The 17277-nt window shown below is 43.2% G+C and carries 18 protein-coding genes; 14 read left to right on the forward strand and 4 right to left on the reverse strand.

Features of this window, described 5'->3' with window-relative positions; all coding sequences use genetic code 11:
* The first annotated feature begins 8 nt into the window (after window positions 1–8).
* Window positions 9–1550 carry a glycosyltransferase family 39 protein gene (locus QEP08_RS18355; RefSeq protein WP_285060099.1) on the forward strand — a complete coding sequence of 514 codons (1542 nt, stop codon included), beginning with the start codon at window positions 9–11 and terminating at the stop codon, window positions 1548–1550.
* Window positions 1540–1866 carry a nucleotide pyrophosphohydrolase gene (locus tag QEP08_RS18360; RefSeq protein WP_285060100.1) on the forward strand — a complete coding sequence of 109 codons (327 nt, stop codon included), beginning with the start codon at window positions 1540–1542 and terminating at the stop codon, window positions 1864–1866. Before QEP08_RS18355 ends, QEP08_RS18360 begins: the two co-directional genes overlap by 11 nt.
* A gap of 52 nt (window positions 1867–1918) precedes the next feature.
* Here the strand turns inward: QEP08_RS18360 and QEP08_RS18365 are convergent, their stop codons facing one another.
* A complete protein-coding gene (locus QEP08_RS18365) occupies window positions 1919–2320 on the reverse strand; it encodes an HIT family protein (RefSeq protein WP_285060101.1) in 402 nt (133 codons plus the stop codon).
* Window positions 2321–2329: 9 nt separating this feature from the next.
* On the reverse strand, window positions 2330–2803 hold the full coding sequence (gene greA, locus QEP08_RS18370) for a transcription elongation factor GreA (protein WP_285060102.1): 474 nt from the start codon (window positions 2801–2803) through the stop codon (window positions 2330–2332).
* Window positions 2804–2992: 189 nt separating this feature from the next.
* On the opposite strand from greA, the gene QEP08_RS18375 reads away from it, so the two are divergent.
* Window positions 2993–4879 (forward strand): M1 family metallopeptidase, encoded by a 1887-nt coding sequence (locus QEP08_RS18375; RefSeq protein ID WP_285060103.1) that lies wholly within the window; start codon window positions 2993–2995, stop codon window positions 4877–4879.
* A 247-nt stretch (window positions 4880–5126) separates the two neighbouring features.
* Here QEP08_RS18375 and QEP08_RS18380 read toward each other — a convergent pair whose 3' ends face one another.
* Together QEP08_RS18380 and rsmA are read right to left on the reverse strand one after the other, a co-directional pair.
* Window positions 5127–6056, reverse strand: a complete 930-nt coding sequence (locus tag QEP08_RS18380) for a 2-hydroxyacid dehydrogenase (RefSeq protein WP_285060104.1) — start codon at window positions 6054–6056, stop codon at window positions 5127–5129.
* Window positions 6057–6063: 7 nt separating this feature from the next.
* Complete coding sequence (gene rsmA, locus QEP08_RS18385) at window positions 6064–6846, reverse strand: 16S rRNA (adenine(1518)-N(6)/adenine(1519)-N(6))-dimethyltransferase RsmA (protein WP_285060105.1); 783 nt, start codon at window positions 6844–6846, stop codon at window positions 6064–6066.
* Window positions 6847–6946: 100 nt separating this feature from the next.
* On the opposite strand from rsmA, the gene pdxA reads away from it, so the two are divergent.
* From pdxA to QEP08_RS18440, 11 genes are all read left to right on the forward strand, one after another.
* A complete protein-coding gene (gene pdxA / locus QEP08_RS18390; RefSeq protein WP_285060106.1) occupies window positions 6947–8026 on the forward strand; it encodes a 4-hydroxythreonine-4-phosphate dehydrogenase PdxA in 1080 nt (359 codons plus the stop codon).
* 78 nt (window positions 8027–8104) lie between these two features.
* Entirely contained in the window at window positions 8105–8641 is a 537-nt protein-coding gene (locus QEP08_RS18395) for a YceD family protein (RefSeq protein WP_285060107.1), read from the forward strand.
* A 20-nt stretch (window positions 8642–8661) separates the two neighbouring features.
* Window positions 8662–8853: a 50S ribosomal protein L32 gene (gene rpmF / locus QEP08_RS18400; RefSeq protein ID WP_048903635.1), complete on the forward strand. Its 192-nt coding sequence runs from the start codon at window positions 8662–8664 to the stop codon at window positions 8851–8853.
* A gap of 96 nt (window positions 8854–8949) precedes the next feature.
* Entirely contained in the window at window positions 8950–9891 is a 942-nt protein-coding gene (gene plsX, locus QEP08_RS18405; protein WP_285060108.1) for a phosphate acyltransferase PlsX, read from the forward strand.
* 9 nt (window positions 9892–9900) lie between these two features.
* The gene (locus QEP08_RS18410) at window positions 9901–10890 is read left to right on the forward strand and encodes a beta-ketoacyl-ACP synthase III (RefSeq protein WP_285060109.1); all 990 of its coding nucleotides are present in this window, start codon (window positions 9901–9903) and stop codon (window positions 10888–10890) included.
* A gap of 72 nt (window positions 10891–10962) precedes the next feature.
* A complete protein-coding gene (gene accB, locus QEP08_RS18415; RefSeq protein ID WP_285060110.1) occupies window positions 10963–11442 on the forward strand; it encodes an acetyl-CoA carboxylase biotin carboxyl carrier protein in 480 nt (159 codons plus the stop codon).
* A 34-nt stretch (window positions 11443–11476) separates the two neighbouring features.
* Window positions 11477–12817: an acetyl-CoA carboxylase biotin carboxylase subunit gene (accC, locus tag QEP08_RS18420; RefSeq protein ID WP_172661931.1), complete on the forward strand. Its 1341-nt coding sequence runs from the start codon at window positions 11477–11479 to the stop codon at window positions 12815–12817.
* 90 nt (window positions 12818–12907) lie between these two features.
* Window positions 12908–13792 (forward strand): twin-arginine translocase subunit TatC, encoded by an 885-nt coding sequence (tatC, locus tag QEP08_RS18425; RefSeq protein WP_285060111.1) that lies wholly within the window; start codon window positions 12908–12910, stop codon window positions 13790–13792.
* A 35-nt stretch (window positions 13793–13827) separates the two neighbouring features.
* Window positions 13828–14265: a ribose 5-phosphate isomerase B gene (rpiB, locus tag QEP08_RS18430; RefSeq protein ID WP_285060112.1), complete on the forward strand. Its 438-nt coding sequence runs from the start codon at window positions 13828–13830 to the stop codon at window positions 14263–14265.
* Window positions 14265–15860, forward strand: coding sequence for a M28 family peptidase (locus QEP08_RS18435; protein WP_285060113.1), 1596 nt, complete (start codon window positions 14265–14267; stop codon window positions 15858–15860). The genes rpiB and QEP08_RS18435 overlap by 1 nt, the downstream gene beginning before the upstream one ends.
* 20 nt (window positions 15861–15880) lie before the next feature.
* Complete coding sequence (locus QEP08_RS18440) at window positions 15881–17269, forward strand: LutB/LldF family L-lactate oxidation iron-sulfur protein (RefSeq protein ID WP_285060115.1); 1389 nt, start codon at window positions 15881–15883, stop codon at window positions 17267–17269.
* Window positions 17270–17277: the final 8 nt, after the last annotated feature.

Consider the following 17277-nt stretch of genomic DNA (forward strand, 5'->3'; position numbering starts at 1 on the left):
TACCTCTTATGCAGGTTCAAAAATCAATACCAGAATATTATGTCCTGGCAGCTTTTGTAATACTGAAACTCTTTTTGCACTGTTCTTTGGTTAGTCCGGCTTATGAGTTGCACCGTGACGAATTTTTGCACCTTGATCAGGCAGGCCATTTGGCCCTTGGCTTTCAATCTGTCCCACCTGTCACTTCCGTTTTTGCGCTGATCATTAAGTTATTGGGTGGCAGCATGTTTGTAATCCGCACGGTTAGCGCTGCGATCGGGGCAGGCACCATTATTTTTTCCTGGCTGATTGTAAAGGAACTGAAGGGTGATCTGTATGCAAAAGTGCTATGTGCCATAGGGCTCTTTTGCTGCGCCATCGCAAGGCTGGATCTGCTGTTCCAGCCCAATGCTTTCGATATATTCAGCTGGACTATGACTTATTATTTTCTATTAAGATATGTCAATACGAGGAGGCCCGGATTCCTCTATTATACCGCAGCGGCAATCGCTCTTGGCTTTTTAAACAAATACAGCATCGCGTTCCTGGTGCTGGGTCTTGGTGCAGCACTAGGCGTATCACGCCAACGGTCTATTTACAGGCAGAAGCATTTTTATATGTCGGTTGCTCTGGCCTTTGTCCTGGTTTTGCCAAACCTCATCTGGCAGTACCAGCATCAGTTCCCGGTCATCCGCCATATGAAGGAACTGAGCAGAACCCAGCTGGACAATATAAACCGTTTTGATTTTCTCAAGGAACAGTTGTTGTATTACATTGGTGTTCTGCCGGTTTTATTCGCTGCGGCCCTGGCCTTCTTTCTCTACAGGCCATTTAGAAATGCAAGGTGGATTGGATGGAGTTATTTGTTTGCCCTTGCTCTTTTTACAGCATTTAGGGGCAAAGCTTATTATGCAGCAGGGCTTTATCCGGTCTTACTGGCTTGCGGATCTGTTTACATTGCTGCAATATTGAAAGACGGATTTTTAAGATATTTGAAGATCATTCCTCCGGCTGCTGCGATAGGGACATTTGTCATCGTATTGCCCTTCGCCTACCCGGTACTTGAACCCAGTGAAATTATCGCCAGGCATGAAAAATTTGAAAAAATCGGAATGCTTCGCTGGGAAGACGGAATGAACCATCATTTGCCACAGGACTTTGCAGATATGCTGGGCTGGAAAGAACTGGCCGGAATTGTTGATGAGGCTTATGCAAAGTTGCCTGATAAAGAAAATGTGATGGTTCTTTGCGACAACTATGGACAGGCAGGGGCCATTAATTATTATTCCAGGTTTAAACACATCAATGCGGTTGCATTTTCTGCGGATTATATGACATGGATGAAGCTTGACAAACCCGTGAAACATGTTGTACTGGTGGTAGATACCGGCGATGATGATCCTGACCGAAAGGAGGAAAGGCCTTTATTTGAACGGGTAGATCAGATCGGTTATATTCACAATAAAATGGCCAGGGAATACGGTACAAAAGTCTATTTACTGGAAAATGCAAAGGTTGATATCAACAAAAGACTGAAATCAGAATTAAAAGAAAAACAACATGACGATTAAAGAAGCTCAGGACACAGTAGACCAATGGATCAATACCACTGGGATCAGGTATTTTAATGAGCTCACCAACACTGCCATTTTAATGGAGGAGGTTGGTGAGGTTGCACGGATCATGTCCAGAAAATACGGCGAACAGTCTTTTAAGAAAAGTGATGAAGCTGTGGACCTGGGTGATGAAATGGCGGATGTGCTCTTTGTGCTGATCTGTCTGGCCAACCAGACTGGTATTGACCTTACAGAAGCGCTGGAAAAAAATATGGTCAAAAAGAATATCCGCGATGCGGACAGGCACAGGAATAACGAAAAGCTGAAATAAAAAAAGCGGGGAAATTATCTTACCCCGCTTTTTTTGACTGGTCTGTTGCCAGTTAGCCGGATGCAAGTGCAGTCTTAATCTTTGCGGCGGCATCCTGCAATTCTTCCTGGGTTGGCTGAAGTTTCGGCCGGCTAAAATTCATATCACTCACATTGTTCATCGGAATCAGGTGAATGTGTACATGCGGAACTTCCAGTCCGATAACCGCAACGCCAACTTTCTTACATGGGAATGCCTCTTTCAATCCTGTTGCTACTATTTTTGCAAACAAGGTCAGTCCAAAATAGCTTTCTTCGTCCATATCAAAGATGTAATCGATCTCCTTTTTGGGAATGACAAGTACATGTCCCATTACCAATGGACTCACGTCCAGAAAGGCAAGGTAATCTGCCGTTTCTGCGACTACGTGCGCGGGAATCTCCCCGTTTACAATCTTTGAAAAAATGCTGGCCATGGTTCTGTATTATCTGCTGATTTCCAATATTTCAAATTCGATCTTGCCTGCAGGAACCTGGATTTCAGTTTTGTCTCCAACAGATTTACCGAGTAAACCCTGTGCTATCGGTGATTTTACCGAGATCTTACCTGTTTTAAGGTCTGCTTCTGATTCTGCAACCAGCTGATAAGACATGGTAGAACCGTTTTTCACGTTCTTGATCTTTACTATAGAAAGTGCCAGTACCTTGGTCAGATCCAGTTTTGACTCATCGATCAGCCGGGCTGTAGAAAGTGTATTTTCCAGCTTGGAGATTTTAGCTTCATGCAAGCCCTGAGCCTCCTTAGCGGCATCGTATTCTGCGTTCTCTGAAAGGTCTCCTTTATCTCTGGCTTCAGCTATTGCTTTCGATATTTGCTGTCTGCCTGTAGTTTTTAAATACTGTAGTTCTTCCTTCAGCTTCTCTAAACCATCTTGGGTATAATATGTTACCTCTGTCATAGCTCGTTTATTTCGTTAGTTACTCTAAAAAACAAACAAGACTACATCGGCTTTAACCTACATAGTCTTGTTTTCATTAAAAACGAAGATAATTGGGTAATATCATAAAAGCAAATATTTGTAACGAAAATGATGAAGTAAACACAAAAATAGCTTCTATTTTAGCGTTGTATTACAAACCCGCTTATTATGCAATTGAATTTTTTAAGATTAACTGTCCTTTTCCTGTTCGTTTCTTTGGGCGCGGCAGCCCAGGATCTGTATATGCCCAGAAATATAAAAAATGCTTATGCTAACGGCACCAGGGCATTTGACGGAAAGCCTGGTAAAAATTACTGGCAGAATCATGGTAAATACAACATTGCTTTTACGGTCGATGCTGAAACTAAAACGGTAAACGGAAATGAAAATATCATTTATACAAACAACAGTAAAGACACGCTAAAAACAGTAGCCATCCGGTTTGTAAATAACATCCATAAGCCTGAGGCGCCGAGATCGGGCCAGGTGGATGCTGATTTCCTCAGCGCCGGTTTAAAGATCAGTTCGTTTAAAGTTAATGGTGCGGTCATTGAAGTCAGCAGTTTGGGCTGGGGCACTGTGGCGGATGTAAAACTCGGAACGCCTTTGCTCCCGGGCGCAAAGGCCGCATTTGACATAGAATGGAGCTACCCCCTATCTAAGCAGAGTGGAAGAGAAGGTCAGATAGATCCTACTACCTTTTTTGCGGCCTATGCCTATCCAAGGATCTCCGTATACGATGATTACAATGGCTGGGATAGAATTCCGCATACGGACAGGACAGAGTTTTACAATGACTTTAACGATTATAAGGTTTCTGTAAAAGCGCCGAAAAACTATGTGGTATGGGCTACCGGTGATCTGTTAAATGCAGATGAAGTCCTGGAGACTAAAATTGCCGACCGCTACAAAAGATCGCTGGTCTCTGATCAGGTGATGCACATTGCGACTGCTGAGGAGATGAAAACGGGAGCTGTTACTAAACAAAATGCCTGGAACACCTGGAGATTTGAAGCCAGTCACATCACGGATTTCACTTTTTCATTGAGCAGCAGCTATGTCTGGGATGCGGCAAGTGTGGTGGTGGATAAAAAAACGGGGAGAAGAAGCAGTGTCCAGGCAGGTTATGCTGCTACTGCAAAAGATTTTGCACATGCGGTGGAGTGGGGCCAACTGGCTTTATCCTGGTTTTCCGGCAACTGGCCGGGTGTGCCCTATCCATTTTCTAAGATGACTGCCTTCCAGGGATTTGCCGATATGGAATATCCGATGATGGTGAATGATTCGAGTACTCCTGACCTGGAGTTTTCCCAGTTCGTCTTAAACCATGAAATAGCGCATACTTATTTTCCTTTTTATATGGGCACCAATGAGACCAGGTATGCTTTTATGGATGAGGGCTGGGCGACAACGCTTGAATATTTAATCGGGATTGATCAGCTTGGCAAAGAAAAGGCAGCTGAAAATTATAAGAATTTCCGGGTAAGCAGGTGGATCCGGGATGCCTCAACTGAACAGGATCAGCCGATCATTGCGATGTCTACCCAGGTATCGGGACCGGGGTATGGCAACAATGCGTATGGAAAGCCGTCTCTGGCGTATTTAGCCTTGAAGGATATGCTGGGCAATGATGTGTTTGGGAAGGCACTTCGTGTATACATGGATCGCTGGAACGGGAAACATCCGATTCCCTGGGATTTCTTTTTTTCTATAAATGAGGGTGCTGCGCAGAATTTGAACTGGTTCTGGAACAACTGGTTCTTCAGCAATAATTATATCGATCTGGCGATTGAGAAGGTAACGGTAAAAGGGAATAATTATACGGTTGCAGTAAAGAATATTGGTGGTTTTGCGGTGCCTTTTGATGTAAAGGTGGTGTATAGTGATGGGAAGGAACAGGTGACACACATTTCTCCGGTCATCTGGAAAAGCGGTCAAAAGCAGGTTGCGGTTGAAGTAAAAGCCAGCCAGGTTGTTAAATCTATTGTACTGGACGGAGGGATTTTTATGGATGCATCTCCGGTTGATAATGATTGGAAAATAGCCGGGAAATAAAATGATTGCATTGACTGACTGGAAATAAAAATTATATATTGTTCTCCTCCTCGCTGAATTTCGGAAGGGAAATTCAGCACATGTCGTCTCACAACATATAATTTTTCCTGGCGCAGAAGTATGGCGTATAATGTAAGCGCTTTTATATAGCCGTCACGCTTCTGCGATTAGAAAAAAAGTTCTTTTTCGAAGACATGTGCAGATTTTCCCTTCAGAAAATGTGCGAGTCTGAGAAGAAGAACTTTTTTTAGAGCAGATTTTTCAGCTTCTCTGCCAGCACTTCTGAGATCTTGCGGTAAGAATCAAAAGTCCAGCCGCCGACATGCGGGGTTAACAATACTTTATCCGATTTTACCAGTTCGCTATACCATTCCTGATCTGCCAGTGCAGGGAATTTCTCGGTTTGCAATACATCCAGTCCTGCACCAAGTATTTTCTTTTCTTTAATTGCGTTCAGGATCGCTTTGACGCTTGCTATTTCTCCCCGTGCTGTATTGATGAAGAATATCGGTTTACGGAAATGAAAGAAATATTCCTCATTAACCATTTGACGGGTTTCTGAGGTAAGCGGAATGTGTAAACTAAGTACATCGCTTTGCTTTACGATCTCTTCCATACTTACCTCTTTTGCGTAGTTATCGGAAAATCCGGTTTTATATTTATCGTAAGCGATGACATTGACATCAAAACCCAGCAGCCGTTTTGCAAAGCTCCTGCCCATGTGACCATATCCGATGATGCCTACTGTTTTGCCCTTTAATTCGTAGCCCCTATTGCCTTCCCTGTCCCAAATGCCATCCCTGATCTCCCGGTCTCCTTTTTGGAAATTGTTCATCAGAGCAAGCAGCATGCCTAATGCATGTTCACCTACTGCATCCCGATTGCCTTCCGGAGCATTCAGCAATTGAATCTGTTTTTGACTGGCATAGGCTTCGTTTATATTGTCGAGTCCCGCTCCCGCGCGGGCTACGAATTTCAATTTTACCGCAACGTCTATGAGTTCCTTATCGATCAGAAACTTGGTGCGCACAGCGATACCTTCATAGTCTCCGATGATGGCGATGGTCTCTGCCCGGGTGATGTCTGGCCGGTCATCTACCAGATAGCCCATTGCAATTGCGCTTTCTTTAAATGCCGGATGCAGGTCGTCTACAATTAAAATCCTTCCTTTGGTCATTGTTATATCATTGAGAGAGTTTGGTAAGGTGTTGTGTAAGTGTGATAAAGTCTGTCACGGTGAGCTGTTCTGCCCTTTTGTCAAAGAAAGGATGGTTATCCATTTTATCTTTTGGTACTACTCCGGACAATGCGTTTCTCAGTGTCTTTCTGCGCTGGTTAAATCCTGCTTTTACGGTTCGCCAGAAGAACTTTTCATCACATGGTAATGTGACGACATTGTTCCGGCTAAGTCTGATGACTCCTGAATTGACTTTTGGCGGTGGATTGAATGTGCCCGGTTTTACGGAAAACAGATATTCTATATCGTAATAGGCCTGAATGAGCACACTCAGGATTCCATAGTCTTTGGTACCTGCTTTTGAAGCGCAGCGTTCTGCAACTTCTTTTTGAAACATGCCAACCATTTCCACTACGTTTGCACGGTTTTCGAGAACCTTAAAAAGGATTTGTGAAGAAATGTTGTAAGGAAAGTTGCCGATAATGGCATATTTTCCGGGGAAAATATCAGAAAGGTTAAGCGCCAGGAAATCACCGTTAATGAGCCGGCTGCCTAGCTGCGGATATTTTTCCTTTAGAAAATGATAGGATTCCACATCGATATCGATTAGAAAAGTTTCCAGATCCCTGCGCTCCAGCAGAATATCGGAAAGGATGCCCATTCCAGGGCCTACTTCCAGTACCTGCTTGTATTTGTCTGTATGGACCAGGCTATTCACGATCTTAGCCGCAATGTTTTTATCCGTTAAAAAATGTTGCCCTAAATGCTTTTTTGCCTTTACCAAACTCATATCCAGATCTGTTATCAGCTGCAAAATAAGTAAAGTTTTACCAGTATCGGACTAACATTATGGTGAAATTCTGTAATTTGCGCTAAATTTCTAATTGGATATGAGCAATAAAATTAAAATCGGGATAAGTATAGGTGATGTTAACGGGATTGGGCTGGAGGTAATTATTAAGGCCTTGTCAGAAAATCAAATCCTTGACTACTGTACACCAATAGTTTATGGCCATTCTAAAGTAGTTTCTTATCATCGCAAGGCATTGGGCATGACTGATCTTATCTTCAATGTGATTGCGAATCCGGACGCAGCGAATCCAAAAAAAGCCAACCTGATCAATTGCTGGGAAGAGGATGTAAAAATAGATTTGGGCGTCTCAAACGAGACTGGAGGAAAGTATGCCTTGCTTTCGCTTGAAAAGGCTACAGACGATTTGATAAACGGTCACATCGATGCGCTGGTTACAGCGCCTATCAATAAGCACAATATACAGTCAGATGCCTTTAAATTCCCGGGACATACCGAATACCTGCAGGAAAGAAGTGGCGGGGGGGATGTACTCATGTTCATGATCAGTGAGGGCCTCCGGGTAGGAGTGGTAACAGGTCATATTCCAGTTGGACAGGTAGCCCCAAGCATCAGCAAAGAGAAAATCCTGAAAAAGCTGGTCCTGATGAATGAAAGCCTGAAAAAGGATTTTTGGATAGAAAAGCCAAAGATCGCGGTGCTGGGACTGAACCCGCATGCCGGAGATAACGGATTGCTGGGCAAAGAGGAAAGTGATGTGATCATTCCGGCTGTACAGGAAGCGTTCGACAAAGGAGTAATCTGCTTTGGCCCATATCCTGCTGATGGTTTTTTTGGCAATGGCACCTATAAACAATTTGATGCCGTTCTGGCCATGTACCACGACCAGGGTCTGATTCCTTTTAAAACCATTGCTTTTGGAAGCGGGGTAAATTATACTGCGGGACTAAAGTTTGTGCGCACCTCGCCGGATCATGGAACAGGCTATGATATAGCTGGCCAGAATATAGCCGATGCATCGTCGTTTATAGCGGCCATTTTTGCTGCAACGCATATCGTCAGGAACAGAAAAGAACAGGAGGAACTGCTCAAGAACCAGTTGAGGACAGGTGGAAAAGTGATTGAAACTGCATTTGATCTTAAAGATGATGCAAATTAACATTGTTGATATTTTTTAAATAACATTTTAGGATTATCAAATTAATCCTTACATTTGCGGGCTAAAATTTTGTTACAATTGAAACCATTAAAACAATTTTCAATCCCCTTCACCGGCTTAAAAATTGGCAAACATCAGTTTGATTTTGAGATTGATAACAGTTTTTTTGACGCCTTTGAGTACTCCCTGGTAAAAAAAGGGACTTTAAAAGCAGAGGTTGAATTAGACAAACAGGAAACGATGCTAATCCTTCAGTTCCGGATAGACGGAACTATTGTATTGGATTGCGATAAATGTTTAGCTGAGTTTAATTCACCGGTTAGTATACAGGAAAGGCAGATTGTAAAGTTTGCCGAAGATGAATTGCAAAGTGATGACCTGGAAATTATCATTTTGAGCAAGAAGGAAAGTGAGATAGACATATCGGGCCTTATTTACGAATTCATTACTGTTTCTGTTCCTTACATTAAGATTTGTGAGGAGAACGGCAACGGACAACGATGTGACCAGGAAATGATAGCCAGGCTGGAAAGTCTGGCCGTAGGTGCACAAAAAGAAGAAGAACAACAACAGGATGAGGACCCGCGATGGGCCGCATTAAAAAAATTAAAATAAAATAATTAAATAAATCAGCAATGGCACATCCAAAACGCAAGATTTCTAAGAGCAGAAGAGATAAAAGAAGAACGCACTATAAAGCGGAAGCTCCTTCTTTAGCTACTTGTCAAACAACTGGTGCAATCCACACTCCACACCGCGCTTACAACGTTGATGGTAACTTGTACTACAACGGTAAACTGGTTATTGAAAACACTTCAATAGGTTAATTTTCTGAAAAATAGTTTGTGTTTTAAGTCTTTGAAAGGTTACCTTAGAGACTGGAAACAAGGGCAGGTTGCCTTATACACAAACTGATTTTTACTATGAAAATAGGTCTCGATATAATGGGCGGAGACTATGCTCCCGAAGCAAATGTTTTGGGAGCAATAGCGGCCCATCCATTGTTATCACCGGATGAGCAAATAGTGCTGATCGGAGATACAAAACAGATTAAGCCACTTATATCAGCAAACGGATTCGATCCGGAACTGTTCGGGTATGTTCATACCGAGGAGGTGATCGGTATGGGCGAGCACCCCACAAAGGCTATTGTTCAAAAGCCAAATTCAAGTATTTCTATAGGTTTCAATTTACTGAAAAACGGTGAACTGGACTCGTTCGCAAGTGCAGGCAATTCAGGCGCTATGCTTGTTGGCGCAGTGTTTAGCGTAAAAACCATACCCGGGATTATCAGGCCATGTCTATCTACTTTTTTACCGAAACTTAGCGGAGGCGTTGGCCTCATGCTGGATGTGGGGGCCAATGCCGATTGCAAGCCGGATGTGTTGCTGCAATTTGGTGTCCTCGGAAGTTTGTATGCGGAAAATGTAATGCAGATCAATAACCCTAAAGTTGCACTGATGAACATTGGTGAAGAGGACGAGAAAGGCAATATGCTAAGCATGTCTACATTTCCATTGATGAAAGATACCAGCTTGTTTAATTTTATTGGTAATGTGGAGGGACGGGATCTTTTTAATGACAAGGCTGATGTTATTGTTTGTGACGGTTTTACTGGTAATGTGATGCTTAAGCTGGCTGAATCTTTTTATGTACTGACCTTAAAAAGAGGATTAAAAGATGAATTCTTTGATCGTTTTAATTATGAAAACTATGGCGGAAGTCCCGTTTTAGGCGTAAATGCGCCGGTAGTTATCGGCCATGGCATTTCCAGTCCAACTGCTGTTAAAAATATGATACTGCAGTCGAGAGACATGATTACTACTGGCTTGGTAGGGAAAATACAAGCTGCATTTAATAATTAGGAGATAAAAATGAGCAAAATCCACGCTGCTATTACAGCTGTTAATGGTTACGTTCCCGATTACGTACTGACAAACAAGGAACTTGAATCTATTGTAGACACTACGGATGAATGGATTACGACCAGAACTGGCATAAAAGAGCGAAGAATATTAAAGGGTGAGGGACTTGGAACCTCTGATATGGCAGTGCATGCAGTTAACGGGCTGCTCAAAAAGCGTGGGATCAGCGCAGAAGAAATAGAACTGATCATCTTTTGTACCACTACACCGGACCTGCCTTTTCCCGCTTCCGCCAACATCTTGGCAGATAAGATCGGGGCTAAAAATGCATGGGGATTTGATCTTCAGGCCGCATGTTCCGGTTTTATATTTGGCGTATCTACTGCCGCGCAGTTCATTGAATCCGGCAAGCATAAAAAAATATTGGTAGTGGGCGGGGATAAAATGTCCTCGATCATCAATTACGCGGACCGTACCACTTGCATTATTTTCGGAGACGGTTGCGGTGCGGTATTGTTAGAACCCAATGAAGAAGGTTTTGGAGTGATGGATTCCATCTTGCGTTCAGACGGCTCCGGCAGGCAGTACCTGCACCAAAAAGCCGGAGGTTCGGCAAGGCCAGCGACACATGAGACTGTTGACAATAATGAACATGTAGTTTACCAGGAGGGACAGGCTGTTTTTAAATTCGCTGTAACCAATATGGCTGATGTTGCCGCAGAGATCATGGACCGCAACCACCTCAGCTCAGATGATGTTGCCTGGCTTGTGCCACATCAGGCGAATAAGCGCATTATCGATGCTACGGCAGCGAGAATGGGTGTCGGATCGGAAAAAGTAATGATCAATATACAACGTTATGGCAATACCACAAATGGTACGATACCGCTGTGTTTATGGGAATGGGAAAGCCAGTTGAAAAAAGGCGACAACATTATACTGGCTGCATTTGGCGGCGGTTTTACATGGGGATCGGTTTACTTAAAGTGGGCTTACTAATGTTTTTTACATAAATAATCATACCTTAGTTAATTCTAAAAACACATTGTTTTCTTAAAATAACACCAAAAAATGGATATCAAACAAATTCAGGAACTAATTAAATTTGTTTCTCGTTCGGGCGTAAATGAAGTGGCTATAGAGCAGAAAGACTTCAAGATAACTATTAAAACGAATCAAACTCCGACAGTTGTTCACGCCACTGTTCCAGCTCCTGTTGCAACATCTGCAGTTCCTGCAGCGGCGGCTCCACTCCCGGTGTCACCTACAGAAACCAAGGCCCCGGCTGCTGCCGCTGAAGATACTTCTAATTACATCACTATAAAATCTCCAATGATCGGAACGTTCTATCGTTCTGCTGGACCGGATAAGCCTTCTTTTGTTAATGTTGGCGATGAAGTTTCTACAGGCAAGGTAATCTGCATCATCGAGGCGATGAAGTTGTTCAATGAGATTGAAAGCGAGGTTTCCGGCAGAATCGTTAAAGTACTGGTAGACAATGCGTCTCCTGTAGAATATGACCAGCCTTTGTTTTTAGTAGAACCAATTTAGTATTTGCTTAAAGCAAATAACATTATATAAAAATATGTTTAAGAAAATATTAATTGCCAACCGGGGCGAGATTGCTTTGCGCATCATCCGTACCTGTAAGGAAATGGGCATTAAAACGGTCGCTGTATACTCTACCGCTGACCGGGAAAGTTTGCATGTGCGCTTTGCTGATGAAGCTGTATGCATAGGCCCGCCACCAAGTAAAGATTCTTACCTGAGCATCCCTAATATCATTTCGGCTGCGGAACTGACAAATGCAGATGCCATACACCCCGGCTACGGGTTCTTATCTGAAAATGCGAAGTTCTCCTCAGTTTGCCGTGATTACGGGATTAAATTTATAGGGGCAACGCCGGAGCAGATCAATTCCATGGGCGATAAGGCATCGGCCAAAGAAACTATGAAAAAAGCAGGCGTCCCTACTATTCCCGGATCTGAAGGCTTACTCGAAAGTGTCAAAGAAGGTATAAAAATTGCCAATGGCATGGGTTATCCTGTTATTTTAAAAGCAACTGCCGGTGGCGGTGGCCGGGGAATGCGCGTAGTATGGAAAGATGAAGAATTTGAGAATGCCTGGGACAGTGCACGCCAGGAATCGGGCGCGGCTTTTGGTAACGATGGTTTATACCTGGAAAAATATATTGAAGATCCCCGTCATATAGAAATCCAGATCATTGGGGATCAGTATGGCAAGGCTTGTCATTTATCTGAACGGGATTGTTCTATACAGCGCCGTCACCAGAAATTGGTGGAAGAGGCCCCCTCCCCTTTTATGACTCCTGAATTGAGGGAAAAAATGGGTGAGGCGGCAATTAAAGGTGCGATTGCAGTTCAGTATGAGGGTGCGGGTACTATAGAGTTTCTTGTAGACAAACACCGCAACTTCTATTTCATGGAAATGAATACCCGTATCCAGGTAGAGCATCCGGTGACAGAGGAAGTCATCAACTATGATCTGATCAAAGAGCAGATCAAAGTAGCATCCGGTGTTCCGATTTCAGGCAAAAACTACATGCCGGATATGCATGCTATTGAGTGCAGGATCAATGCAGAGGATCCGTTCAATAACTTCAGGCCGTGTCCGGGCAAGATCACAAACTTCCATTCGCCGGGCGGACATGGGGTTAGGGTGGATACCCACGTTTATGCGGGATACCAGATTCCTTCTAATTATGATTCGATGATTGCCAAGCTGATCTGTGTTGCGCAAACACGTGAGGAAGCGATCAGCACCATGGAGAGGGCATTGAGTGAATTTGTAATAGAAGGTGTAAAAACTACGATACCGTTTCATTTAAAGCTGATGAAAGACCCTAACTTTAGAGCGGGTAATTTTACCACGAAGTTCATGGAGACTTTCGAATTTTCAGAATAGAATCATATTAGAAAACTATTTATAAGATTTAAAACGTAAATACCATTCTGAATTAAATAGAATGGTATTTTTGTTTTACAAATAACGTACATGAGTGATACTAAAAAAAGGGACCTGATAGGTGCAATAAAAGAAAAAGGAAAAACGCTGGAGGCTGAAATGTCTTTCTTCGACCACATTGATGTGCTTAGAAAACATTTACTGCGTGCTTTGGCGGTTGTTCTGGTGTTTACTGCAGGCGCATTTTATTTTACGGACTTTATTTTTAACACCATCATCATGGGTCCCAAGAACCCCAGCTTCTGGACCTATCGGATGATGTGCAAATTGTATGAACGGTTTCCTTCGATCGGTGAAGAGTTCTGTATCAGAACAATTGACGCAAAGATCATCAATACAGAAATGTCGGGTCAGTTTACACTCCAGCTAAACTCCTGTGTAATGGCAGGGATCATACTTGGGATTCCGTACCTGTTATTTGAACTGTGGCTTTTTATCAAACCAGCATTGCATGAAAATGAAAGAAAGTCGGCAAGTGGCTTTGTTGCTTTTGCTTCATTATTGTTTTTTACGGGGATCATTTTCGGCTATTACATCATCTGCCCTTTATCTGTTAATTTCTTAGTCAACTTTACGGTCAGCCCGGAGATCCAGAATACTTTCACCATTGATTCTTATCTTTCATCAATCATGACATTGACACTGGGTTCGGGTATTATTTTCCAGCTGCCCGTGATCATATATATATTGTCAAAACTTGGAATAATGACCCCTGCTTTTATGCGTTCGAGCAGAAGGTATTCAGCGGTGATCATTCTTATCGTCGCAGCCGTAGTTACACCTACCGCAGATCCGTTTACCATGCTTATTGTGGCTTTACCTTTATTCTTGTTGTATGAGGGTAGCATTTACATTTCCGCCAGTATAGAGCGCAAAAGGAAGAAAGAATTGTATGGCGTAACTAAGATAAACTAGTCGGGCCAAATTGTTTATTGTATATATTTTTAAAGATGTCAACAGATAAGATTAAGATTGCAATTGGCTCGGATCACGCAGGCTTTGAGTATAAAGAAATACTCAGGTCATACCTTGTAGATTATGAAGTGAAAGATTTTGGGACTTATTCACTGGAATCTGCTGACTATCCGGATTTCGCACATCCGGTTGCTTCAGCGGTAGAAAGTACGGAGTTTACCTTCGGCATACTGGTTTGCGGCAGTGCCAATGGCGTGGCTATTACTGCCAACAAGCATCAGCAGATACGCGCTGCGATCTGCTGGCTGAATGAAATAGCGCTCCTGGCCAGACAGCATAATAATGCAAATGTACTGTGCATTCCTGCAAGATTTGTTTCGGAGGGGCTTGCAAAAGAAATGACCACCACGTTTCTCCATACACCATTTGAAGGGGGAAGGCACCAAAACCGGGTTAATAAAATGTCATGCTAATGAAGACACATTTTTTATACATCAGCTTTATACTTTTTTTTGGCTGTTCTGCAATAGCACAAAAAAAAGACGCTATAAGATTTAGCCAGGGCATTTCTAAAGATAATGCTTATAAGCACTTGTCTGTACTGGCTTCTGACGAATACGAGGGCCGGGAAACAGGAACTCCCGGAGGCTGGAAAGCAGCGGATTACATCAGGAATCATTTTAAAGCCATCGGGCTAAAAGGACCTGTAAAGGGTGATTATTTTCAGCCGGTAGACATGGTCCGCTATACCCTCTCGCAAATACTGACGATAGACGGACAGCCCGCAGAAGCATTAAAAGATTTTTACATTATGCCACAGGCTGTTTCAGTTAAAGGCTTTACGTTCAACACCCCGTCGGTATTATTTGCCGGTTATGGGCTGAAAAAAGACGGGTATAATGATTTTGACGGACAAAATGTGGCGGGAAAGGTAGTCATGGTGCTGAAGGCAGCTGAGCCCGGTACTGCTTCTGTTACAGCGGCGTCTGAGAGAACCGCCTTAAATGCCAAATTAAAATACCTAAACGACAATAAGGCAACGGCTGTACTGGTGATCGATCCGGCAGTAGCACATATGCCTGAAAATTTGAAAGCCTATCTCCAGATCGAACAGCTGGTGATGAAGAGCAAGGAGAATGCTGAACGCTTAAATGCAGCACAGGCTATGCCGGTTATCACCATTAGCTCCGGCACAGCTGATAAAATTCTTGCTGGTGCAAGAACAAATCTTGAGGCTTTGACCAGGAAAATCGCAGATACCGGAAAGCCTGCAACGCAGGAAATAAAAATAGCGGTGAGCGTATGCGCAAATAAGATCGAAAAGGCGGTAAGGGCTGAAAATGTGCTGGGATTCCTGGAAGGCTCTGATCCCAAACTTAAAAGCGAAGTACTCGTAGTGACCAGTCATTATGACCATATCGGAATCACACCCAATGCTAAAGGTGATGACAAGATCAATAATGGTGCTGATGATGACGGTTCCGGAACCACAGGTGTCCTGATGATCGCAGAGGCATTCGCCAGAGCAAAAAAGGCTGGAAAGGGCCCAAAGAGAAGCATTTTATTTATGACGGTAACGGGTGAAGAAAAGGGACTTCTAGGTTCAGAGTGGTATGCTGAAAATCCCATATTTCCATTGAAAAAAACCATTACCAACCTGAACATCGATATGATAGGACGCGGAGATAAAGATCATGAAAGCGACAATAATTTCGTTTACATCATCGGATCTGATATGCTAAGTTCTGATCTGGACAGGATTGGCAAGAAAGCCAACTCGGATTATGTGAACATAAAACTCGACGAGAGGTACAACAACAGAACGGATCCAAACAGGTTCTATTACCGTTCCGACCATTATAATTTTGCCAAGCATGGCATACCCGTAATATTTTATTTTAACGGTGTACATGAGGACTATCATCAGCCAGGTGACGAAGTCAGCAAGATTGATTTTCCAATGCTGGCCAAGCGGGCGAAACTGGTATACTTTACTGCATGGGAGCTTGCCAATGGGTTGAAACGTCCTGTTGTAGATAAAAATGACGACGGTACCGTAAAGAAATAAATTTTTATCTAAGTTTGAACATGACTAAGATTGCTGAAGATTTTTTGATAAAGGCGGATGAGAAAGCTTTCGATTTAGGCCATCGTAAAACCATCAACCACAACATAGGCAAATATAACGTTGCTGTAGAAAGAGGTTTGTCCAAATTTGAAAGCCTCGAAAACTCCAAGAAGAAAGCCCATGTGATCAAGTGGCGGGTAATGGAAAACCTGGACAAATTCCTTCCCGAATTTGAGTCTAATTTTCAGCGCCGGGGCGGTAAAGTGATCTGGGCAAATGATACTGCCGAAGCTCAAAGAGAAATTCTTAACATCATCAGCCGAAGCGGTGGCAAGACTGTTATTAAATCAAAATCTATGACCACCGAAGAAATTCATTTAAATGAGTTTCTTGAAAAAAATGGCATATCGTCTTTAGAGAGTGACCTGGGGGAATATATCGTTCAGCTGCTGGGTCAGCATCCTTATCACATTGTTACACCGGCGATGCACCTGAGCAAAGAGGAGATCGCTAAACTGTTTCATGAAAAGTTCGGTACTCCTCTTGACTACACTCCAGAACAACTGACCCAAAAAGCAAGAGAGCTCCTGAGGGACAAATACCTCAATGCAGATATTGGCATAAGCGGGGGGAACTTTCTGATTGCAGATACAGGAAGCATTGCACTTACCGAAAATGAAGGAAATGCCAGACTCTGCACAACTTTCCCCAAAATCCACATCGCAATTGTGGGCATAGAAAAGGTCATTCCTTCTATGGCTGATCTTGACCTCTTCTGGCCCTTATTAGCGAGTCATGGAACGGGTCAGAACCTGACTGTTTACAACACGATTTTAAGCGGCCCCCGACAGGCAAACGAGACTGATGGCCCGGAAGAAATGTATGTAATTCTGCTGGACAACGGCCGCACCAATCTGCTCGCGCAAAAAGAACAGCGTCAGAGTTTGTACTGCATCAGGTGTGGCGCATGTTTAAACGCCTGTCCGGTTTATAAAAATATAGGGGGCCATACCTACAACACCACATATAGCGGCCCGATAGGTTCTATCATTACCCCGCATCTAAAGGGGATGAAAGATTTCAAACACCTCAGCTATGCTTCGAGCCTGTGTGGTAAATGTTCGGAAGTTTGTCCGGTGAAGATAGACATCCACAAAATGCTGCTGTTGAACAGACGTGATGCAGCCGCTGGGCATGAGAACACTAAAGCTGAAGAAATAGGCTGGAAAGTATGGAAAGCCGGGATGCAGAAGCGGTCCAGAATGGACATGATCAGCGGCAAGATCAAGAACTTTCTTCTTAAAAATCTATTCCGCAAGAAATGGGGAAAATACCGTTCCATGCCTGTGGTATCTGAAAAGTCCTTTGCTCAGCAGTGGGAAGAAAAAAATAAGGAACCAAAAAAATAAAGTGACAA

It is taken from the genome of Pedobacter ginsengisoli, assembly GCF_030244015.1.
GTDB classification, from domain to species: Bacteria; Bacteroidota; Bacteroidia; order Sphingobacteriales; family Sphingobacteriaceae; genus Pedobacter; species Pedobacter ginsengisoli.